Consider the following 20,344-nt stretch of genomic DNA (forward strand, 5'->3'; position numbering starts at 1 on the left):
CGCCGAATTCGGAACGCCGATAAAGAGCACCGAAGTCGAATTTTCCTCTACCAGCATCGGCGTAGAATCGGCAGGGATGTCGAAGCTTCCGAGAGCTGTTTCCATGAATCTAGATGCATCCGCAGTAGCGGTCCGGGTTGCCAGTGCCACCGTCCGAGACCCGGAACTGGCCGCGGCCGAGCTCGCCCGGCAATTGCAGCATGAGCATCTGGGTTGTGTTCTGTTCTTCTGTTCGGCGGAATTCGATCTGGAAAAACTGGGGCCAGCGCTGCAGGCTGCCTTTCCGCAAACCCGGATTTACGGCTGTACCTCGGCCGGGGAGATTACCGAACAGGGATACGGACGCGGGTGCATCAGTGCTTTGGGGTTCGATGCCCGTTTTTTCGCGATTGACTGCGCCCTGATCAGTGAGCTGGAGCGTTTCACTTTGCAGGATGCCCAGCAGGTGATCGACGGTTTGCTGTCTACCTGTCGGGAGGCCCGGCTTGCGCCGGTAAAAGGCAACACCTTCGCGATAACGATGCTGGATGGTCTTTCAAGCCGGGAGGAGTTGGTGCTGGCTACCCTGAATGCCGCATTGGGTACCATTCCTCAGTTCGGCGGCTCTGCCGGGGACGATGAGCGCCTGGCTGATACCCATGTATTCTTTGATGGCCGCTTCCACAGCGCTGCGGCCACCGTGATGCTGGTCAATACGCCTCTTGATTTCCGGGTGTTCTCAACACATCACATGCAGGCTCAGGATGAAAAGCTGGTGGTGACGCTGGCCTGTCCCGAAAGCCGCACCGTTTATGAGCTGAATGCGGAACCCGCCGCCGAAGTCTATGCCCGGACGGTGGGGGTGCCGCTGGCAGAGCTGGATCGAGGTGTGTTTGCCCTTCATCCTCTCGGCGTTCGGGTCGGGGGTAACCATTTTGTCCGCTCCATCCAGAGGGTAAACCCTGATGGCAGCCTCACCTTCTACTGCGCAGTTGAAACCGGCATTGTGATGGTGGCGATGAATCCCGGGTCGTTATTGGAGAGCGTTCGGACTCAGATTGAAGCGTCTGAGCGAGTGGTGGGTAAACCTTTGGTCACTCTGGCCTGCGACTGCTTCCTGCGGAGACTGGAAGCCGAGCTGACCGGGCAACTGGATGCGGTTTCCGAATTCCTGACCGAGCACCGGGTGGTGGGCTTTAACACCTACGGTGAGCAGTTCAATGGCATGCACATCAATCAGACCTTCACGGGGGTGGTCATTGGCCAGCCTGAATGCAGTATCGAGTGACTCCACTCTGCGCTCATCGTCCGAGAAAGACGCCAGAATTGCACAACTGGAGGATGAGAATCGTCGGCTCCGAAGCATTCGCGACGCATTGATTGACCGCGTGGAGTCCGGTGCCAGCCATAAGCCAGCCCCCTACGCTGCGTTTGAGCACTCGGTTATTCTCGCCGAGCAGGTCCGTGAACGGACCGAGGCGCTGAATCTCGCCATGGAGGAGCTCAAGGTCAGCAACAAGGCGTTGAACCGCGCAAGGGAGGAAGCGGAGACCTCCCGGCAGCGCCTGAGCGATGCCATTGAGAGTATTGCGGACGGCTTTGTGTTGTTCGATCGGGAACACCGCCTGATTCAGACCAACAGCCGTTTTCGGAGTTACTGGCGGCACGCTGGTGTGCCTGTCCCGGTGCCAGGTACCCATATTCAGGCAGTGAAAAGGTTGGCCCTGAGCTCGGGGTTGATTGTTGAGGAGCACAGTCACGAGGAGGCCGAGGGCACCGTTTTTCTGTTATCCAACGGCCGCTGGGTTCAAATGACTGAGCGCTCTACCCGGGAGGGCGGCCAGGTTGTGCTCTACTCGGACATTACGGACGTCAAGAACAGTGAGATGGCACGGCGGATCAAGGCGCTGGAAGAGAGTGAGCGCTGGATTCGAGTCGTCACGGATCATGTGCCGGCGCTGATTGCCTATGTCGGCGCGGATCTGACGGTCCAGTTCTGTAACAAGGTCTATCAGTCCTGGTACGGCCGCAACGGCGTTTCGCCGTTGGGTAAACACCTGGAAGAGGTGCACTCCGAAGATTTTTACCAGCGTCTGCTGCCTCAGATACTGGAAGTCCTGGACGGCCATAGCGTTAACTTTGAGTTTGAAGAAACCGGCGAGCACGGTGACCAGCGTTATATGCTGCGATCCTACGTGCCGAATCGCGATGAGACCGGTGAAGTAACTGGTTTTTTTGTACTGATTCGCGATATCACCGAGCGTCGCAAAACGGCGATTGCGCTGGAGCGGGCCTATGACGATCTGGAACACCGGGTGCGGGAGCGCACGGCCGCACTGACCGGCCTGAACGAGCAGTTGCGCCAGGAGATATCCGAGCGTTCCGCTGCCGAGTCCAGGCTCCGAGAGGCCAAGCGTGAAGCGGAGCAGGCGAACCTGTCGAAAACCAAATTTCTGGCCGCGGTCAGTCACGATCTGTTGCAGCCTCTTAATGCGGCTCGTCTCTTCACCAGCGCTTTGCTCGAACAGAGTTTCGGGCCGAAGGCTGAAGGTCTGGTGAGATCCGTCAGCACCTCACTCGACGATGTCGAAAACCTGTTGGGCACGTTGGTCGACATCTCCAAGCTGGACGCGGGGGTGATCACACCCGATGTGACCGCCTTTGATCTCAGAGACCTGCTCAACAATATCGCCAGGGAGTTCCGGCAAATGGCGTTGGCCGAGGGGTTGCGCCTTGATTTCGTACCCTCATCAGCGATTGTTCACTCTGATTCCCAGTTGCTGGCCCGAATCCTGCGGAATTTCCTGACCAACGCCATCCGCTACACGGAACAGGGGCGAATTGTCCTCGGTTGCCGCCGTCAAGCGAACCATGTGCTCCTGCAGGTGTGGGATACCGGGGCGGGTATTCCCGGTGACAAGCTCACCGAAATCTTTCAGGAGTTCAAACGCATCCGACCGATGGGCGGCCAGGGCGATAAGGGCCTGGGGCTCGGGCTGGCGATCGTGGACAAGATTGCGCGAATGCTGGGGCATGAGGTTTCGGTCTCTTCGGAGGAGGGCCGGGGGTCAGTGTTCAGCGTCCGTGTGCCGCTCGGGAAGCTTCGACCAGCCCCGCCGGCCCCCAGAGATACCGGGGTCGTGTCAGCAGATCATGGGCTGTCCGGTGCCCGGGTGTGGGTGATTGATAACGATCTGGCCATTTGCCAGGGTATGAAAACCCTGCTTGAAGGGTGGGATTGTCAGGTAGTTACGGCCATCTCTGCGGATGACCTGGCGGCCAAGGTCGATGTCGTCAACGCTCGGGTCGATTTAATCCTGGCGGATTATCACCTGGACAATGACGAGAATGGTGTGGATGCCGTAGCCATCATCAACCGTCAGCGCCACCGGCCGGCTCCAGTTCTGATGATCACCGCGAATTACACCAATGAACTCAAGCAACATATCAGGGAGCTCGGCTATCTGCTGATGAACAAGCCGGTGAAACCGCTCAAGCTGCGCAGTGTGCTGACTCATGTGATCCGGACCTGAGGAGCCGCTGGTCCATCCGGAAAGCGCGCCCGGCCGGCTGTCCAGGCGTCGGTTTCAGCGTTTCAGGTATTGATTGAAATCGACATCGCCTGCCGACAGGATGGCCTGGACCCGGTTGTGCACGCCGAGTTTGCGGAGTATTGCAGATACATGAGCCTTGACCGTGGTCTCGGCAATGTTCAGGTTGTAGGCGATCTGCTTGTTGGATTCGCCCTTCGCCATCCGCTCCAGTACCAGAAGCTGTCGCCGGGTAAGGGAGTTCAGCAATTCCGGCGAGATCGGGTTTTCATCGCTCCGAACCCGTCGCTGGCTGCTCTCTTTCCCGGTGCGAATGATATCGGAGGGAAGATAGACGTTGCCGTTCAGGATCTGCTGGATGGCATCGGTCATCTGCGCTCGTGGTGAGGACTTGGTGATAAAGCCGCAAGCTCCGTAGGTGATGGCCTGGAGAACGACCTGTTTGTCTTCCTCCGCTGAAACGATCACGACCGGGATGGTTGGGGCTTCGTTTCTCAACGAAATCAGTCCGTTCAGGCCATGCATACCCGGCATGTTCAGATCCAGCAGAATCAGGTCGAGATCGTCGTTCTCCCGGGTTATCTCCAGGGCGCTGTCCAGATCATCGGTTTCCAGAATTTCAGTGCCGGCAAAGCCGGAGGCGATGACGCTACTGATGGCTTCGCGGAACAGAGGGTGGTCGTCAGCGATCAGGATCTTGTAGACCGGGTCCATGGGTGCGTCCGCCTGTTGTTGATCATTGTCGGGGGTGGATTCCGGATCATCATAGCGGTTTTCGGAAGAGAGTGCGGCATCGAGCTCGTTCAGCATGGCGGCCTCCTGTGGAGAGAATCACCGGCTTCCGGTTCGATTCCCTGCTTATTATTGTGATTCTCTCATTACACGCGATCTGCGCCAGAGGTTGAATGCGACCATCGCACCAAAAAACAGGCACCAAAGTACTATTCTTGCGCCGGGGTGCGGTTCGTATCGTTGAGTCATGAACGCGCCAATACATACAACACGCTCTCCCGGCCACCCTGTCGGTCGCCACTGGTTGCTTACCGCCCTCACAGCGCTGATGTTGCTCGTGGGGTGCCCGGTGGTGATCGCGGCGGGCGATGACGATGGGAGTGATCTACCGGTTTTGTCCCTGAGTGTTCTCCAGTTTGGCACCGCCCATTGGGAACTGGATCATCTGCAGTATCGGGGCCTCGACAGGGCCAACGGATTCCGACTTGAATTGTTGCCGGTGGCGAATCTGCCGGCCTCGAGGCTGGCAGTGACAGCGGGGTCCGTCAACGGTGCCGTCGCCGATCTGCTCTGGACTCAGTTCCGGTATCAGGCGGGGGCCTCCTACCTGTATTTGCCGTTTTCTTCCCGGATTGGCGAGATACTGGTGGCCGAGACGTCTGAAATATCCTCACTGGCAGACCTGCCGGGCAAACGCATTGGTGTCGCTGGCGGACCTGACAGCAAAGGCTGGGTTCTGCTGAACCGTGTAGCCGCCCGACACGGGATAGATCTGTCGGCGTCTGCGTCAGTCCAGTTTGCCGCACCTCCGTTGCTCAGCCAGTCCCTCAAGCGGGGGCAGTTGGATGTCGTTGTGACCTATTGGCATTTTGCGGCACGAATGCAGGGGGAGGGTGGATGGCGGTCGGCGTTCAGTATGGCCGAGTTGCTATCAGAGCTTGGCCTTGAGCGCCAACTGCCGGTGCTCGGTTATGTGTTCCCCGAAGACTGGGCCCGGCAGCATGCTGATCTCATTGATCGGTTTGCCGTCGCCCTGGCTGGCACGAAAGCCGAACTGGCCCGCGAAGCGGGGCACTGGGACCGTCTCCGGCCATTAATGGGACACCCTGCGGATGGTGTATTCGAGGCGCTCAGGCGGGGATTTGTGCAGGGCGTTCCCGGATCTCAGACCGACCAGCGCATCGCTGATATGAAACAGTTGCTGATTCTGACCGGCGCCGACCCGTCACAGTTAATGCCCGACGACCTGTTCTATCGATGGCAGCCATGAACGTGGGGACGCACCGCCCGCCGGTCTGGAGCTACTGGATTGTGCTGCCTGGACTGATGGTTTTGTGGGCGATGACTGCTGGGTATCTGGGTTCCCCGTTGTTGCCGGGTCCGATGGAGGTACTGGAAACCCTTGTCAGAGAGTCCTCCTCAGGCCAGCTCTGGATGCACCTGGGAGCAACCTTGTCCCGCGTTATCGTGGCGTTTTCCCTGGCGATGCTGCTCGGTACCGCTATTGGCCTGGCGTTGGGGCGATCACGCACCTTCAATGCGCTTTTCGATCCTCTGCTGGTGCTCATGCTTAACCTGCCTGCTCTGGTGACCATCATTCTGATGTACGTCTGGTTCGGACTGGTGGAAGCTGCGGCTGTGATGGCCGTCGTTGTAAACAAGATACCCAATGTCGCAGTGACGGTGAGGGAAGGAGCCCGGAGCCTTGATTACCGGCTTGAACAAATGGCCAGCGTGTACCGATTCTCCCTATGGCAGCGGTTGCGTGACGTCTGGATGCCCCAGCTTTTCCCCTACCTGATGGTGGCGACCAGAGGAGGTTTGGCGCTGATCTGGAAGATTGTCCTGGTCGTCGAGTTGCTCGGCCGGTCGAATGGAGTCGGATTTCAGTTGCACATGGCGTTCCAGGTGTTCGATGTGTCCGCCATCCTGGCATACAGTCTGGCGTTTATCGCCGTGGTGCAACTGATCGAGCTCGCGATACTGCAGCCACTTGAAAACCGTTCCAGCAGATGGCGCCAACCGGAGTCGGTCCATGCTTGAGTTGCGGATCGCCGGTCGGGATTTCGGTCAGCCGGTGCTGGGTGAGATCTTTGTGGGTATTGAACGGGGCGACCGTATCTGTCTGATGGGCCCTTCGGGCATTGGCAAGACCACACTGCTGAATGCCATTGCCGGTCTTGATAAATCGATTCCGGAATCGGCCGTGCTGGGGCGTGAGGTGCTTCGGGTGGGGTACCTGTTTCAGGAGCATCGCCTGCTGCCCTGGAAGAGTCTGATGTCGAACCTCAGGCTGGTTGGCGCCAGCAAACGGGAAGCCGAGGAATTGCTGATGCAGGTTGGCCTCGCCGGTTACGGGGCCTATCTGCCAGACCAGTTATCCCTGGGAATGGCCAGGCGAGCGGCCTTGGCGCGATGCCTGGCTGTTAAACCGGACCTGCTGTTGCTGGACGAGCCGTTTGCCTCGCTGGATCCGATCATGGTCGCGGAACTCAAAGCGCTGGTCTCCGGGATTCTGGACGCGCAGCCGGATATGGCGATGATCTGTGTGACTCACGATGACAAAGATGTCGTGAGTCTGGCTAACCGTCTGTGGTACCTGAATGGGAAGCCGGCCAGTTTGCAATGGACCGACACGGTGGGCGATCCCCAACGATTGGAAGAACTGCTGGGAAGGTTGCGACAGGGGTAGTCGCGTCGCGCTCGTGGTGTCAGGTTTCGTCGAACTCCGGCAACCCTTGGGTCATAGCTAGCTCTGACCGGCTTGCGGCATGTTTCATGACTGTCCTTTGTTCGCGGAGTTTTCTCTTGAAGGATGCAATCTCCGTTTCCGGAATGGCTGCGGCGGTCGGGATATCGGCCGTCAGCGGATCAACCGGGCGACCATTGATGTGGAACTCAAAATGAAGGTGCGGGCCGGTGCTGCGCCCGGTATTTCCTGACAAGGCAATTTTCTGTCCGCGTTTAATCGGTTCGCCTTTGCGGACCAGAGTTTTTTGAAGATGGAGGTACCGCGTGGCGTGCATCCCCCCATGCTCGATGTCGATGTATTTGCCGGCGTAGGGGTGGTTTCCAACGCGGGTCACGATGCCGTCTCCGGTACTGAGCACGGGGGTGCCCGTTGGTGTCGCCAGATCCACCCCGTTGTGAGGTGCGATACGCCCTGACACGGGGTGTAATCGCCTGGGGTTGAAACGTGAGCTCACACGGTATTGCTTCCGGGTGGGCAGGCGCAGAAAGGCGGGCGTCACGCTCTCGCCCTTCTCATCGTAGTAATTGCCATCGTCATGAAGAAAAGCGTAATGAGTTCTGGCACTGCGTTCCAGTGACAGGGCTTCGATGCGGGTCTTGCCGGTGCTTAGGGTGCCCGACATTTCGTGGCCAATGATGACGGAGAACCGATCGCCGGCCCGGAGATCCCTTCGGAAATTGAGTTGGCTACCCAGAAGCTGGTCGATCAGAAGGATCTGCGCCTGCGTTACGCCCGCTTGCATAGCTGAGGCGTAAAAACTGCCATTGATCGTGCCCCTGAGCACCTCGGAGACCCAAAACGTCTCTTCCTCAAACGCCTGATGCACAAAGGTGCCATCGGTTTGGCGCGAGTAGGTCACATGGCGTGCCGGGTCGAGAAACAGAACCAGTTCTGAAAACTGCCCTTGCTCATTGAAGTGCAGTACGAGTCGGGTTCCGGGCTTCAGGGTTTCCAGATGCAGATACTCGGCGTCTGCTGCCAGAACCTCCTGGAGGTCCTCCAAAGGCGCGTTGTTTGCGCGGAAAATCCGGCTTAACGTGTCTCCAGTTTCCACACGCCAATCAACGGTTTTCCCCTTAGCGCGCTCCGCCGCCTGCCGGTCTTCCGTGCCGGCGGGTTCAACGGCCTCTTCCGGAGCTGAGGTTATTTGTTTTCCGCGCTCCGACGATTCCGATGCCGGTGATGAGCTGAGTGGTGTCAGGCTTGATCCCAGCAGAACCGCGGCTACTGCGCCAAGGACCAGTTTATGGGAGGGTGAGGACATGGCGTATAGCTTTACTAAAAGAGGCTTCATGCGGTGTTCCGCTGGCTCCGCAAACAATGACAGGGGCGGATATTATAACAGTTATGATCTCTCTGGTTTTCCGGATTCCTCGGAGTAGCCGGGTTCATCCGTGGTGATGTGCTTCAATCGCCATGATGGCCTACTTCCAGGCAGGAAAGGGATCATTGAGGGTCCGCCAGAATTCCTTGCCCGCGAGCAACTGCTCGTCGTCCAGCAGGCATTCGTCCAGCTGGCGGGTTATGACGTCCCGATCCAGATTCTGGCCAATGAACACCAGCTCCTGGCGCATATCGCCGAAGGGTTCCTCCCAGCTCTCCATGATGGCCGTTCGGTATTCCGGGTCTTCTGGCCAGTTACTCTCCGGTACGGCTTTCCAGAACATGCCGGCAAAGCCATAGCGGGCAATACCGCCGGCCTGACTCCAGCTACCGGCGAATTCGGGGCGGGTTGCGAGCCAGAAATAACCCTTGGAACGGATCAGTTTGCCTTTCGAGGCTCCTCCGTGCAGGAAGTCGTAGAACTTGGCGGGATGGAAAGGCCGGCGTGCGCGATACACGAAGCTTGAAATACCATACTCTTCGGTTTCAGGAATGTGCTCGCCGCGCATTTCCTTGAGCCATCCGGGCGCCTGCTGAGCACGTTCGAAACTGAAACGGCCGGTCTCCAGCACTTTTTCGAGGGGCACTGCGCCCTGGGCGATCGGAAGGATTTCCGCTTCCGTGTTGAGGCTGCGGAGCACCCCTTTGAGCCGTTCCAGATCTTCCGGACTGGCCAGGTCGGTCTTGCTGATCAGCAGAATGTCACTGAACTCGATCTGGTCCACCAGCAAATCCGCAACGCTGCGCTCGTCTTCCTCGCCGAGGCTCTCGCCGGTTTCCTGGAGTGACTGGGCCTCGTCATAGTCCTTCAGGAAGTTCACCGCATCCACCACCGTCACCATGGTGTCCAGGCGTGCGAGATCAGACAGGCTAACGCCGTCTTCGTCGGCAAAGGTAAACGTCTCCGCCACCGGCAGGGGTTCTGAAATACCGGTGGACTCGATCACCAGGTAGTCAAAGCGCCCTTCGGATGCCAGTTTCCGGACCTCGACCAGCAGATCCTCCCGGAGCGTGCAGCAGATGCATCCATTGCTCATCTCCACCAGTTTCTCTTCCGAACGGTTGAGCGTGACCTCCTGCTGGACCTGAGCGGCATCGATGTTGACCTCGCTCATGTCGTTCACGATCACCGCCACGCGTTTGCCCGCGCGGTTATTGAGAATATGGTTGAGAACCGTGGTTTTGCCGGCGCCCAGAAAGCCGGACAGCACCGTAACCGGTAACCGCGAGTCAGATTGCTTCATTCGTAAACTCCTGCGTTTTTCCGCTACGCGCCGCGTCCACGGCGCTTTACTTTAGATATGTTATAACATAACATTCCCGACCCTGAAACGTTACCTGTTTTTAAGTTCGTTCCGATCGCCTGCAGGCACGGAGGTTGTCCATGACAGTAGAGTCCAATGCAGTGTCCGGTCCTGTGGCTGTTCACGGGAGCAAGCCTGAATGTCTGACAGAGATATTCCGGGATGAGGTCAATCTCGCGGTCTGGCGCCGGGAACCGCGCACGGAATGCCTTGAGTTTGCCCGCCATTTCGCCTCAGAGATGTCCAGCTTCGAGCGCTTTGTGGCGCAGGAGAAAGACGAACCTGTTGATGAGATTCTTCCCGGCTGGGCACTGGCGGTGTCTGGCGCCCGGGCGTGGCTGGCGGATGTCAGGGAACTGATCGCCATGTATCGATGCCTGTTCGAGCCTGCTGCCGTGGGGATTCGGGTTCATGTGCTGGCTGACACCATGTGTCCCCGGTTTCACACCGACCGGGTTCCAGCCCGATTGCTGGTGGCCTATTCGGGACGCGGGACCGAGTGGCTTGCAGAGCCGGATATTCTGCGCGCGGAAAACCCGGGGCCGTTGCCGGAACAGCCAGCAGCGGAACACTGCATCCAGGTCATGCCAACCGGCTCGGTTGCGATCCTCAAGGGAGAAGCCTGGATTGGCAACGAAGGTCGCGGCCTTGTTCATCGCTCGCCCGCGCCGGGTGATACCCCAAGGCTGGTTCTGGGACTGGACTGGCTTTCCTGAAGCAATAAAAGCAATGTTATAACATTAACTAAGGAGTTTTTGATGTCTGATCAATTCCGCCAATTTCCCTTCAGCCTGCGACCGATTGCTACCTCTGCGCTGCTGGTTTCGGCTGCAATGCTGACGGCCTGTGGCGGTAGCAGCAGCTCTGAGGATGAGCACGAGCACACGGAGATCGACACCGCCGGTCGTCTGGCCCTGTTCGATTCCGACGCTTCGCAGCTCAAGGTACTGGACCTCGACAACAGTGAAGTGCTTGCCTCCATGGCCATGAATGGTGAAGCGCCGCGCCTCTATGCCTCACCCCGCAATCGGTATGCGGTCGCTATCCAGCGGGGCGACGATCTGGTGTCGTTTGTTGACGGTGGGCTGTATACCGAGGACCACGGCGATCACATGCATGATTACGCAGAGACGCCGAGCATGCTGACCCTCACCCTGAACGATCACAAACCGACGCACTATTCTTCGGGTGAATCGGAAGGTGTCGTTTTCTTCGACGGTGGTGAGGCCGCAAGCTCGAAAGTGACCGTGTTTTCCGATGCAACTCTGGGAAGTGGCACCACCGTGGCCAGCCTTCAGCTGGAGAACAACATGCACGGTGTTGCCAAGATGATCGATGGCCACCTGTTTGTGACCTATCGGGACAGCTCAATCACGGACACCACGCTGCCAGCGGCGGTTGAACGTTACCACCTGGACGGCAGCAGCTTCGAATTCGAAGAACGTTACAGCCAGGCTTGCCCGAGGCTTCACGGTGCTGCCGCCAATGCCCATAGCTTTGGCTTTGGCTGCAGCGATGGCGTTCTGGTGATTGATCTGCAGGAAACCGGTTATCCGGCCACCAAGCTGGCGAACCCCGAGGGCCTGGCGGAGGGCGCTCGCATCGGAACCGTGGTTGCCAATCACGATGTTGAGGAGCTGGTCGGCATTGCCGGTGACCGTCTGTTCGCGATCCATCCGGAATCCACCACTGAGGTCTACCACGAGCTTGAACTCGGGGAGGGCGTTGGCCGCCTGGCCCAGGGCTTCACGACCCACGGGGAGGTCTTCTATGTGCTCGGCGATGATGGCGGCCTGAGGTTGTTTGACCCGTCTAACGATTGGCAACTGATCACCACGGTTGAGTTGATGGCCGCGCCGGGCGAAGAGGACACGCTGGCCGTGACCACGTCTGCCGCCCAGGAGCGACTGTTCGTGCTGCACAACCAGTCCGTGATCGAAGTGGATACCACCGATGGCGATATCGTTCGGACCATCGACCTCGGTTTCAGTGCCTCTGCCATCGCCTGGCTGGGTCTGGCCGAAGCGGGCCACGACCACGATCACGACGACGAGCATTCCCACTAATCTGCTTTCAATCCAGCAGGGCGCGTCGACACCAGGTGGCGCGCCCTGCTGCTTTATATACGGAGTCCCTATGTTTAAACGTTTTGCTCCTTTTGCCATTTTTCCATTGGCCATGACGGCGGGCTGGGCAACCGCCAAAGAACTCAATCCGGACGTCAGTGTGACGCTGGACGGATACTACAAACAGAACGAGACCGCTCTGTCCCATCGCGAGCAGGGCTTCGGCCTCGGCCACACAGAACTGTCCCTGTCTTCCCCGATTGATGACCTGTTCTCCGGCCGACTCACCGCTGTATTCGAAGAGCACGACGGTGAGAGTGAGGTACTGATTGAAGAGGCGTATCTGCAAACGAACGGGGTACCGTACGCACTGAACGTTCGGGCAGGGCGGTTCCTGTCGCAGGTGGGCTATCTGAATGGGCGCCATATGCATGAGGACGACTTTGTCGAGCGCCCGGCCGCCTATCGCGCGATGCTTGGCAGCCACTATTACGACACCGGGGCACGCCTGAACGTGTTGTTGCCAACGCCTTTTTTCTGGCAGGTCGGTGCGGAAGCCTTTGCTGGTGACCAGCTGACTGAGGGTGAGGAAGACATTGGTGTTTACACCGTCAATACCCGGCTTGGTGGTGATATCAGTCTGTCACAAAGCTGGCAGCTGGGGCTCTCCTGGCTGCGGAACCGCCATGCGAAATCGGCGGAAACCGGGGACGGCAGCCACGATCACGATCATGAGGAAGGGCACGACCACAGCCACGGTGCGGCCTACACCGGCGAAAACCTCTATATCGCCGATCTGGTCTGGAAGTGGTCTCCCAACGGCAACAACCGCGAGCAACAGCTGACGCTCAGCGGCGAATACCTCTATGCGGATGAGCTGAACCAGTTTGCGGCGTCTGACGATACCAATGAAGGCTGGTACGTTTCCGGCGTTTACCAGTTTGCGCCCCAGTGGTCGGCGGGCGTTCGTTACGGTGAGGTGGATCTTCAGGAAGCCCACGGCGATCACTTCCACAACCAGACCCTGGAAGAGACCGACGTGATGCTGTCCTGGTCCCGTTCTCACTTCTCCACGGTACGGCTGCAGTACACTCATCAGGAAGCGACCGGGTTCAGCAACGCCGACAATGCCGTGATGGTGCAGTACGTCATGTCCCTCGGTGCCCACGGCGCCCATGGGTATTGATATGACACTTCGTAACTCCGTTGCGGCAATGTTGTTGATCGTGACAGCCGTGCCGGCCCAGGCCCAGCTTCGGGTATTCGCCTGTGAACCGGAATGGGCGGCCCTGGTTCGGGTGCTGATGCCGGATGCTGAGCTCACCACCGCCACCAGTCACCTTCAGGATCCTCACTACATCGAGGCTCGGCCAAGCCTGATTGCGGCGGTGCGGCGTGCGGATATTGCTGTCTGCACCGGTGCCTCGCTGGAAGCCGGCTGGTTGCCCATGCTGCTTCAACGGGCCTCGAACCCGGACATTCAGGCCGGGCGCCCGGGCCTGTTCTTTGCCGCCGACCATGCCCAGCTGCACGCCCCCCACGATCACGTGGATCGGAGCATGGGCGATGTGCACCCCGAAGGTAATCCTCATGTGCACCTGTCGCCGGATCAGTTGCCAGAGATTGCCCGTGCCCTGGCAAAGCGCCTGGGAGAGATTGAACCGGAGAGGGCTGTCGCCATACAGGGCCGCTACATTCGCTGGCGGGGCGACTGGAATGGCCTGCGTGCCGAGTGGCGGGCCAGGGCAGAGGCACTCAGAGGACAATCTGTGGTGGTTCAGCACTCCAACTTCGGCTATCTGTTGCGATGGCTGGGTGTGGAAACGGCAGCGGATCTGGAACCAAAACCGGGGTTGCCCCCCAGCGCCAGCCATTTGAGCCAGTTGCTGGCTAATCCAGAACTGGAGGATGCCAACGCCATTCTGATTGCCAGCTACCAGGATCCGCAGCCGGGAGAATGGCTGGCGGAGCAAACCGGACTGCCGGTGGTTGTGGTGCCCGGCACTGTCACGGGCGAGGCGCCGGCGGACACCCTGGGTGGGCTGATCAGCGAGATTATCCGCCAGGTTGAGTCGGCTGCAGCCGGAGCCTCCCATGACGGAGTATGAATGGCTGCTCCTGCCAGCAGCAGGCAGTGCCATGCTCTGCCTGCTGCTGGTCCCGTTGGGTTACCAGGTGATTGCCCGAGGCGTGATCTTTGCGGATCTGGCCATTGCCCAGTGGGCGGCATTGGGCACCCTGGCCGGCGTGTATTTTCCGCCTAACCACACCCTGGCTGGCGCACCGGTCAGCAGCCTGATGTTTGCGCTACTGGCGGCCGTGGTGGTTCACCTGATCTTCCGTCGTCTGGCACATGCGAAGGAGGCGTGGATCGGTATCCTCTACGTGGTCGGGGCGAGTCTCGCGGTGCTGCTGGTCAGTGGCGATCCCCACGGCGCCCAGGCGCTCCAGAGAGCCGCGTCGGGTGACCTGCTATGGGCCAGTTGGCCTGCGGTGCTTGCCGTTGGCATGCTCTCCGCGCTGGTCTGGTTGCTAAGCCTTTGGCGCCCCGCCTGGATGACGGGTGCGGTTTTCATGCCGGTGTTCGCGGTGGCGGTGACCTATTCGGTCTCCCTGGCTGGCATCTACGTGGTGTTTGCGACCTTGATTATGACACCGCTGATCCTCGGCTCCCTTGTCGGTAAAGGGCCTTTCCTGGCCGCTTGCTGTGGCATTGCCGGGCACCTGTGTGCGGTGGTGGTTTCCGTAATGTTCGATGTACCGGTCGGCCCGGCCATCGTGGTGGCGAGCCTCGCCATGTCACTGCTCTGGTTGCTCGTCCTACGCGGGCTTGCTGCCCAGAACCCGGGTGCGTTGCGGCCGGAAGCCGGCCGTGGCCAGTAACGCCAGCATCGCCGTCACGCCCGCGGTAATACCGAAAGCCATCGGGTTCCACTCCAGGTACAGGGAAAACCGGATGGCTTCCACCGCATGGGTGAAGGGATTGAACTGGCAAATCCAGTAAAGCCAGGGGCTGGCCTCGTTCATGCGCCAGAGCGGGTAGAGCGCCGAGGACATGAAGAACATCGGGAAGATGACGAAATTCATTACCCCGGCGAAGTTCTCCAGTTGTTTTATCCAGGTGGCGATCAGCAGGCCCAGAGCGCCCAGCATGAGGCTGGCCAGAATCAACGCCGGCAGCACAGCCAGGTAACCCCACAATGGCGGCTCGACATCCACCAGCAGGGCCAACAGCAGGAAGACATACACCTGGCCGATGGAGACCACGCCCATGGCCAACAGTTTGGTCACCAGCAGGAAGGGGCGAGGCAGAGGGCTCATGAGGAGCACCCGCATGCTGCCCAGCTCCCGGTCATACACCATGGACAGGGCGCCCTGCATGCTGTTGAACAGGATGATCATGCCGCACAGACCGGGCGCGATGTAGGTTTCATAGGTGATGTAGGTGTCGTAGGGCGGAATGATGGAAATGCCCAGCACAGCCCGGAAACCGGCGGCGAAGACCACCAGCCAGAGCAGTGGCCGGACCAGAGCGCTGGCAAAGCGAGTGCGCTGCTGCCAGAACCGGAGCCATTCCCGTGTCTGGATACCTACAAAACAATGCCAGTAGTGAGCTGCTTTCATATCAGCCGGCTCCGGTCAGGGCGTGGAAGGTTTCGGCCAGATCGCGGGTGCCTTCGGCGTCGCAGATGGCCTGGCCATTGCCGTCAGCCAGCAGTTGGCCCTGGTGCAGGATCAGTACCCGGTCATCGGCGCGAACTTCTTCAATCAGGTGGGTGGCCCAGAGTACGGTCAGGCCGTCTTCTTCACTCAGGGTCCGAACGTGTTCGTTGAGCGCCTTGCGGCTTGCAACGTCCAGGCCCACCGTGGGTTCGTCGAGCAACAGCAGCGAGGGCTCATGCAGGAGAGCCCGGGCGATTTCCACCCGCCGGCGATGGCCACCGTTAAGCTGGCGGACGGCATCGTTGGCGCGCTCCAGCAGGTTGAAGCGTTCCAGTTCCCGATCACCCCTGGCTCTGGCTTCTTTGCGGGACAGTCCGTGCAGAGCGGCGTGGTATTGCAGGTTCTGACGAACGGTCAGGTCCAGATCCAGCGCGTTCTGCTGGAACACCACGCCGATCTGGCGCATGGCCTCGGCCGGCTGGTGTTTCAGGGACTGCCCGGCCAACCGGAGTTCTCCCTGCTGCAAGGCCAGCAGACGAGTGAGCAAGCCAAACAGGGTGGATTTCCCCGCGCCGTTTGGCCCCAGCAGGGCATGAAAACGGCCAGAGGTCAGCGCAAAGCTGACCTCCCGGAGCACCGGCCTGTCGCCGTAACGAAAGCTGAGGTTGCTCGCTTCAATGGTCATGACGTTGGGTCGATCACCACACCCCAAGGGTAGCGGCCTACCTTGATGGATTTAATCACCTTCAGGTCTTCCACATCGATCACGGAGACATCGCCGGACACGCCGTTGGTGGTGTAGAGATGTTTTTCGTCCTTGTCGAGATCCAACTGCCACACCCGGGCGCCAACCAGCAGATAGTCCAGAACCTCATAGGTCTGGGCGTCTACCACCGCCACGTGGTTGGAGGGGCCCAGTGCCACGAACGCGTATTTGCCATCGGAGGTCAGTTCAATACCCACCGGCTGGACCCGATCCTGATTCACGCCGGGCACCTTGAAGGACATCTTGTGGATCTGTTCCAGGTTGTCCACGTCGATGATGTGCACGGTGCCGCCGATTTCCGCGGAGGCCCAGGCAACCTTGCTGTCCTTGCTGAACTCCACATGGCGCGGACGCTGACCTACCACGATGTTCTTCTCGATTTCGAAGGTTTCGGTGTTGATCCAGTGCAGCATGCTGGTGGTTTCAGAGGTGTTCACCGCCCACTTGCCGTCCGGGCTCACCGCCATGCCTTCCGGTTCGATACCCACATCGATCTGGGCCAGAACATCCTTGGTGTCCACATCCACCACCGTCACGATGGCGTCGTCTTCGTTGGCGATGTACAGGTGCCTGTTGTTCGGGTGCAGCGCAAACTGCTCGGGATCTTCGCCCGAGGGCAGGGTGTCCACAATCTTGCGGGTGGCCAGGTCCAGTACCTGCACCGTGTCGTCGTCACTGGCGCAGATGTACAGCTTGGTGTAGTCCTTGGAGAGCAGGATGCCCCGGGGCCGCTGGCCAACATCAATGGTTTCGATCACTTCCCGGGTTTCGGTATCAATCACCGATAGAGTATTGTCTTTCTCGTTGGAGACATAGGCCACGCTGGCCAGAGCCGGTGTCGACAGGCCGATCATCGCCGCCAGGGCTGTGTGCTTTAACAGGGATTTCATGTTGGTACTCCTTATTGTTTTATAAGTGGCTAATCTTTGGTTCAGCCGTTGTTCCGACATTCGCTCTCGGGCTGGTCGAAGCCGAGGGTATCCAGTTCGGTATTCGGGTGAAGAAAGCCTTCGAACGGGGCGGTGGCCACCAGCCCTCTGGGGTGAACCATGGGAATGGGTTGACGCATCTGGCCATTCCAGTCCCGAAAGGTCACTTTTCGGCCCTTGAAAGCCGCCAACTGAAACTTGTCGCTGAACAGAAAATTCCGGATCTCGGTGGCATTGGCTGAGTTCAGGTCGGTCACGGCAGTGCCAATGGCGCGAATGGCGGCCCAGGCGGCGTAGTCTTCGCTGTTCATGTCGCGATTGGCCAGTTCGTGGAACCGGTTCTGCAGTTGCGCTGCGCCCCAGCTCTCCACTACCCGGTGCCAGGTGACCGGCGACATGCCCTGGGTGCCCACCACCGGGCGTGGCAGCCAGGTATTGAAAGGCACGTACTCGCCAAAATCGCCCCGCACATCGGCCACCACCACCGCGTCGTAATCTCTGGCCTGAGTGAACAGGGGCAGCTCTTTGGAGGCCGTGCGGCGGAGATCAGCGTCAAAGGTCCAGGGCTTGTCCTCGACAATCTCGAGCCCGAAGCGCCTGGCTGAACGGCGGAAGGCATTGGCCCAGTTCCTATCCGCCTCGGTGGGGCCGGTAATCAGAAAAACCTCATCCCACCGCCGCTGGTTCAGCCACTGGCCGAGCGCATCGGTGAGCATGGAATAGCTGGGTATGGTGTGTATCAGGTTTACATGGCACTGGCCGGTGCGCAGGGCATCGTCTTCGGCGCCGGCATTGAAAATCAGGGTGTTGTCGCCGGCCTTCTCAGTGAGGGCCTTTAAGGTCGAGGCTGGCGCGTTTACGACAAACAGATCCAGCCCGTTCTCGCGCATGGCATCAAAGGCCGCAATGGCCGCCTCTTCCGAATCCGCCACATCACTCTGCAAGGAGTAGGTCTGGCCCAGGAATTTGCCTGTAGTGCTGTTGTCGTTGATGGCTAGCTCGGCGCCCCGCAGGCCGGCGTCCTCGGGTTCCGGGATTACATTGGAAAGCACGGGCCCCTGGTCTGGCAGCCACTGCAGATAGCCAATCCGCACGTCCAACGATTCGGCTTTCAGCGGGGTTGCTGCTGCCAGGGCGATCAGTAATGGAGTCACGGTCCGGGCGAGAAAAGACATGGGATTCTCCGGTTTGTTGTTGTACTTCCAGCTTATGAAAGGGGGAGAAGCCCGGAAATATTCAGAAAGTAGGAAAGTGGCGGTACTAAAGAACTATTCCGGTGGAAACTGTTGGCTTTAGCATGGGGTAGAGAAGGTGTTTTCTCGCAACGGATAAAAACAATGACCGTATATCGGAAGATTTCCCTGTTGATGCTGGCGGTTTTCCTTCTTGTTTATTTGCTTGGAGCGCTGTTCTACACCCAGCAAGCCCGCCATGACGTTCAGCGGGAGCTCGAAGGCGCTGCCGGGCTCGCCGGGAGTCTTGTGAGTCCCACTACTCTTCCAGAATCCGTTGTCGGCACTCTTCGTCACCTGACGCCTGTAGATGACACAGGCGGAAGCAGGGGTGGAGAGGTGCCGACATGGTTCTCTGCACTGATCGCCGGGGAATCGTCTCCGCCTGTGGTTAACGGCTGGCAGGTGAATCCCAAAGACGAAGTTGAGGAGATCTGGGAAGGCTTCCTGCTGATTTCGGGCGCCTATGCCATTGGTATGGGCCTGTGTTTTCTTGCCTTGTTCTTCATTGTTCGGCGCGGCATGCGCACACTGACCAGTCTGTCTGAGGCCATGGGTGCAGTTTCGGCAGGTCAAATGACATCCCGCCTACCGCGTCAGGGTGAACAGGAACTGGATGCGCTGGTTTGCCGGTTCAATTCCATGGCCGTGGCGCTCGAGTCAGAACAGCAAACGGTGAGCCGCCTGCTTAACGAACTCCTGCAGTTGCAGGATCGGGAACGCGAGCACATCGCCCGGGTGTTGCACGACGATCTTGGCCAATACCTGACGGGCATTCGGGCCCAGGCACGCAGCCTGCTCTACGACCCGGATCTCAGCGATCGCCAGAAGCAGCAGGCCAGAGATCTGGCGGAACACTGCGAGACCATCCAGAAGCACTTTCGGCATTTGTTGCAGGAGCTGCATCCGCTGGTGATGGAGCAACTGGGGCTGGGCAGTGCCATTCGCCATCTGACCGAGCAATGGCAACAGCTCAGCGGCCTGGAATGCCGCCTGGCGATGGACGAGCGCCTGCCCGATTTTACCGGGGAGCAGCAAACCCATCTGTATCGGTTCCTTCAGGAAGCCCTGAACAATGTTTCCCGTCATGCCAACGCTTCCTGCGCCACGCTGGCGGTTGCCCGCAACGATAACGAGTTGAGCGTAGAGGTGCGTGATGATGGTGTGGGCAATGATCAATTGCCAGGCAATGCCGGCCTGGGCGTGCGTTCGATGTGTGAGCGAGCCCGCTGCCTGGGTGGCGAGGTAAGGTTTCTGAGCCGGTTGGGCGAGGGAACGCGAATCCGGCTGGCCGTGCCACTGACTCCAGGTACCGGAGGTGTTGCATGAAACTGATGATTGTGGATGACCACCAGGTAGTCCGACAGGGCATCGCCAACCTGCTGCGATCCATGTTGCCGGCGGTAGCCATCACCGAGGTCGATAACGGTCAGGATGCGGTGGCCCGCTATGGCGAGCTGCGGCCCGATGTGGTGCTGCTGGATATGGGGTTGCCCGATATCTCCGGGCTGGAGGTTGGGCGACGACTGCGTCAGCGCTGGCGGGGAGCGGCGATTCTGTTCTTCACCATGCACGATGAGCTGCCCATGGTGCGTCAGGCTCTGGATGTGGGAGGGCTCGGTTTTGTCTCCAAGAGCTGCGCACCCGAGGAGCTTGCGGAGGCCGTAAAGCGGGTAGCGTCAGGCCAGCCCTATATTGAGCACCCGATTGCCACACGTCTGGCCATGAATCAGGAGCGGCCGGTCGATCACCGCCTGCGGGATATGACCCAGCGGGAGATGGAAGTGTTGCTGATGTACGCCAGAGGAGAGAGTCTGGGCGGAATCGCCGAACGCTTGTGTGTCAGCAGCAAGACCGTGTCCAACCACCTGGCCGGACTGAAAAACAAGCTGCAGGTTTCTTCCTCCGTAGAGCTGATTCACCTGGCCGTGGATGCCGGTCTGATTCGCTATGGCCAGTTGGCGCAAGCCAGGCGGGTCTGAGCCCG

General features: G+C 59.4%; 19 protein-coding genes. 12 read left to right on the top strand and 7 right to left on the bottom strand.

Annotation, left to right across the window (positions count from 1 at the left end):
• The first annotated feature begins 103 nt into the window (after positions 1-103).
• Together nosP and ACAM27_RS05095 are read left to right on the top strand one after the other, a co-directional pair.
• The gene (gene nosP, locus ACAM27_RS05090) at positions 104-1,267 is read left to right on the top strand and encodes a nitric oxide-sensing protein NosP (RefSeq protein WP_369612652.1); all 1,164 of its coding nucleotides are present in this window, start codon (positions 104-106) and stop codon (positions 1,265-1,267) included.
• Complete coding sequence (locus ACAM27_RS05095; protein WP_014422680.1) at positions 1,239-3,512, top strand: NahK/ErcS family hybrid sensor histidine kinase/response regulator; 2,274 nt, start codon at positions 1,239-1,241, stop codon at positions 3,510-3,512. Before nosP ends, ACAM27_RS05095 begins: the two co-directional genes overlap by 29 nt.
• 54 nt (positions 3,513-3,566) lie before the next feature.
• Here ACAM27_RS05095 and ACAM27_RS05100 read toward each other — a convergent pair whose 3' ends face one another.
• Positions 3,567-4,244, bottom strand: a complete 678-nt coding sequence (locus tag ACAM27_RS05100; RefSeq protein WP_031210333.1) for a response regulator transcription factor — start codon at positions 4,242-4,244, stop codon at positions 3,567-3,569.
• A gap of 265 nt (positions 4,245-4,509) precedes the next feature.
• Between ACAM27_RS05100 and ACAM27_RS05105 the strand changes: the two genes are divergently transcribed.
• Genes ACAM27_RS05105 through ACAM27_RS05115 form a run of 3 tightly spaced genes read left to right on the top strand, consistent with a single transcriptional unit; the run spans position 4,510 to position 6,954 of the window.
• Positions 4,510-5,532 carry an ABC transporter substrate-binding protein gene (locus ACAM27_RS05105; RefSeq protein ID WP_374730298.1) on the top strand — a complete coding sequence of 341 codons (1,023 nt, stop codon included), beginning with the start codon at positions 4,510-4,512 and terminating at the stop codon, positions 5,530-5,532.
• Positions 5,529-6,305, top strand: a complete 777-nt coding sequence (locus tag ACAM27_RS05110) for an ABC transporter permease (protein ID WP_031210335.1) — start codon at positions 5,529-5,531, stop codon at positions 6,303-6,305. The genes ACAM27_RS05105 and ACAM27_RS05110 overlap by 4 nt, the downstream gene beginning before the upstream one ends.
• Complete coding sequence (locus ACAM27_RS05115; RefSeq protein ID WP_222179511.1) at positions 6,298-6,954, top strand: ATP-binding cassette domain-containing protein; 657 nt, start codon at positions 6,298-6,300, stop codon at positions 6,952-6,954. The genes ACAM27_RS05110 and ACAM27_RS05115 overlap by 8 nt, the downstream gene beginning before the upstream one ends.
• Before the next feature lie 19 nt (positions 6,955-6,973).
• Here ACAM27_RS05115 and ACAM27_RS05120 read toward each other — a convergent pair whose 3' ends face one another.
• Entirely contained in the window at positions 6,974-8,308 is a 1,335-nt protein-coding gene (locus tag ACAM27_RS05120; RefSeq protein ID WP_369612654.1) for a peptidoglycan DD-metalloendopeptidase family protein, read from the bottom strand.
• A 130-nt stretch (positions 8,309-8,438) separates the two neighbouring features.
• The gene (gene zigA, locus ACAM27_RS05125; RefSeq protein ID WP_369612655.1) at positions 8,439-9,641 is read right to left on the bottom strand and encodes a zinc metallochaperone GTPase ZigA; all 1,203 of its coding nucleotides are present in this window, start codon (positions 9,639-9,641) and stop codon (positions 8,439-8,441) included.
• A 140-nt stretch (positions 9,642-9,781) separates the two neighbouring features.
• Between zigA and ACAM27_RS05130 the strand changes: the two genes are divergently transcribed.
• The 5 genes from ACAM27_RS05130 to ACAM27_RS05150 all read left to right on the top strand — a co-directional run bounded on the left by ACAM27_RS05130 (position 9,782) and on the right by ACAM27_RS05150 (position 14,650).
• Positions 9,782-10,417, top strand: a complete 636-nt coding sequence (locus ACAM27_RS05130) for a DUF1826 domain-containing protein (RefSeq protein ID WP_222533986.1) — start codon at positions 9,782-9,784, stop codon at positions 10,415-10,417.
• A gap of 42 nt (positions 10,418-10,459) precedes the next feature.
• A complete protein-coding gene (locus ACAM27_RS05135) occupies positions 10,460-11,767 on the top strand; it encodes a hypothetical protein (RefSeq protein WP_369612656.1) in 1,308 nt (435 codons plus the stop codon).
• A gap of 70 nt (positions 11,768-11,837) precedes the next feature.
• On the top strand, positions 11,838-12,953 hold the full coding sequence (locus ACAM27_RS05140) for a hypothetical protein (RefSeq protein ID WP_141067469.1): 1,116 nt from the start codon (positions 11,838-11,840) through the stop codon (positions 12,951-12,953).
• Position 12,954: 1 nt separating this feature from the next.
• Complete coding sequence (locus tag ACAM27_RS05145; protein WP_141067470.1) at positions 12,955-13,875, top strand: metal ABC transporter solute-binding protein, Zn/Mn family; 921 nt, start codon at positions 12,955-12,957, stop codon at positions 13,873-13,875.
• Entirely contained in the window at positions 13,862-14,650 is a 789-nt protein-coding gene (locus tag ACAM27_RS05150) for a metal ABC transporter permease (protein WP_141067471.1), read from the top strand. Before ACAM27_RS05145 ends, ACAM27_RS05150 begins: the two co-directional genes overlap by 14 nt.
• Here ACAM27_RS05150 and ACAM27_RS05155 read toward each other — a convergent pair.
• From ACAM27_RS05155 to ACAM27_RS05170, 4 genes are read right to left on the bottom strand one after another with little or no spacing between them, the layout of a single operon-like run.
• Entirely contained in the window at positions 14,588-15,391 is an 804-nt protein-coding gene (locus ACAM27_RS05155) for an ABC transporter permease (RefSeq protein ID WP_141067472.1), read from the bottom strand. The two genes, ACAM27_RS05150 and ACAM27_RS05155, sit on opposite strands and share 63 nt — an antisense overlap.
• Before the next feature lies 1 nt (position 15,392).
• Positions 15,393-16,115: an ABC transporter ATP-binding protein gene (locus ACAM27_RS05160; protein WP_141067473.1), complete on the bottom strand. Its 723-nt coding sequence runs from the start codon at positions 16,113-16,115 to the stop codon at positions 15,393-15,395.
• Positions 16,112-17,086 carry a YVTN family beta-propeller repeat protein gene (locus ACAM27_RS05165; protein WP_141067474.1) on the bottom strand — a complete coding sequence of 325 codons (975 nt, stop codon included), beginning with the start codon at positions 17,084-17,086 and terminating at the stop codon, positions 16,112-16,114. Before ACAM27_RS05165 ends, ACAM27_RS05160 begins: the two co-directional genes overlap by 4 nt.
• A gap of 41 nt (positions 17,087-17,127) precedes the next feature.
• Positions 17,128-18,300 carry an ABC transporter substrate-binding protein gene (locus ACAM27_RS05170; RefSeq protein WP_141067475.1) on the bottom strand — a complete coding sequence of 391 codons (1,173 nt, stop codon included), beginning with the start codon at positions 18,298-18,300 and terminating at the stop codon, positions 17,128-17,130.
• A gap of 162 nt (positions 18,301-18,462) precedes the next feature.
• On the opposite strand from ACAM27_RS05170, the gene ACAM27_RS05175 reads away from it, so the two are divergent.
• Both ACAM27_RS05175 and ACAM27_RS05180 read left to right on the top strand, forming a co-directional pair.
• Positions 18,463-19,686 (top strand): sensor histidine kinase, encoded by a 1,224-nt coding sequence (locus tag ACAM27_RS05175; RefSeq protein WP_141067476.1) that lies wholly within the window; start codon positions 18,463-18,465, stop codon positions 19,684-19,686.
• Complete coding sequence (locus ACAM27_RS05180; protein ID WP_369612657.1) at positions 19,683-20,339, top strand: response regulator; 657 nt, start codon at positions 19,683-19,685, stop codon at positions 20,337-20,339. The genes ACAM27_RS05175 and ACAM27_RS05180 overlap by 4 nt, the downstream gene beginning before the upstream one ends.
• The last annotated feature ends 5 nt before the right edge of the window (positions 20,340-20,344 follow it).

The sequence above is a fragment of the Marinobacter sp. RI1 genome (assembly GCF_041155085.1).
GTDB lineage: Bacteria > Pseudomonadota > Gammaproteobacteria > Pseudomonadales > Oleiphilaceae > Marinobacter > Marinobacter nauticus.

Bases quoted from the DNA above. Each gene is read 5' to 3' on its own strand.
- nosP (WP_369612652.1), top strand. From the start codon at position 104: ATGAATCTAGATGCATCCGCAGTAGCGGTCCGGGTTGCCAGTGCCACC.
- ACAM27_RS05100 (WP_031210333.1), bottom strand. From the start codon at position 4,244: ATGGACCCGGTCTACAAGATCCTGATCGCTGACGACCACCCTCTGTTC.
- ACAM27_RS05105 (WP_374730298.1), top strand. From the start codon at position 4,510: ATGAACGCGCCAATACATACAACACGCTCTCCCGGCCACCCTGTCGGT.
- ACAM27_RS05110 (WP_031210335.1), top strand. From the start codon at position 5,529: ATGAACGTGGGGACGCACCGCCCGCCGGTCTGGAGCTACTGGATTGTG.
- ACAM27_RS05115 (WP_222179511.1), top strand. From the start codon at position 6,298: ATGCTTGAGTTGCGGATCGCCGGTCGGGATTTCGGTCAGCCGGTGCTG.
- ACAM27_RS05120 (WP_369612654.1), bottom strand. From the start codon at position 8,308: ATGAAGCCTCTTTTAGTAAAGCTATACGCCATGTCCTCACCCTCCCAT.
- zigA (WP_369612655.1), bottom strand. From the start codon at position 9,641: ATGAAGCAATCTGACTCGCGGTTACCGGTTACGGTGCTGTCCGGCTTT.
- ACAM27_RS05130 (WP_222533986.1), top strand. From the start codon at position 9,782: ATGACAGTAGAGTCCAATGCAGTGTCCGGTCCTGTGGCTGTTCACGGG.
- ACAM27_RS05135 (WP_369612656.1), top strand. From the start codon at position 10,460: ATGTCTGATCAATTCCGCCAATTTCCCTTCAGCCTGCGACCGATTGCT.
- ACAM27_RS05140 (WP_141067469.1), top strand. From the start codon at position 11,838: ATGTTTAAACGTTTTGCTCCTTTTGCCATTTTTCCATTGGCCATGACG.
- ACAM27_RS05145 (WP_141067470.1), top strand. From the start codon at position 12,955: ATGACACTTCGTAACTCCGTTGCGGCAATGTTGTTGATCGTGACAGCC.
- ACAM27_RS05150 (WP_141067471.1), top strand. From the start codon at position 13,862: ATGACGGAGTATGAATGGCTGCTCCTGCCAGCAGCAGGCAGTGCCATG.
- ACAM27_RS05155 (WP_141067472.1), bottom strand. From the start codon at position 15,391: ATGAAAGCAGCTCACTACTGGCATTGTTTTGTAGGTATCCAGACACGG.
- ACAM27_RS05160 (WP_141067473.1), bottom strand. From the start codon at position 16,115: ATGACCATTGAAGCGAGCAACCTCAGCTTTCGTTACGGCGACAGGCCG.
- ACAM27_RS05165 (WP_141067474.1), bottom strand. From the start codon at position 17,086: ATGAAATCCCTGTTAAAGCACACAGCCCTGGCGGCGATGATCGGCCTG.
- ACAM27_RS05170 (WP_141067475.1), bottom strand. From the start codon at position 18,300: ATGTCTTTTCTCGCCCGGACCGTGACTCCATTACTGATCGCCCTGGCA.
- ACAM27_RS05175 (WP_141067476.1), top strand. From the start codon at position 18,463: ATGACCGTATATCGGAAGATTTCCCTGTTGATGCTGGCGGTTTTCCTT.
- ACAM27_RS05180 (WP_369612657.1), top strand. From the start codon at position 19,683: ATGAAACTGATGATTGTGGATGACCACCAGGTAGTCCGACAGGGCATC.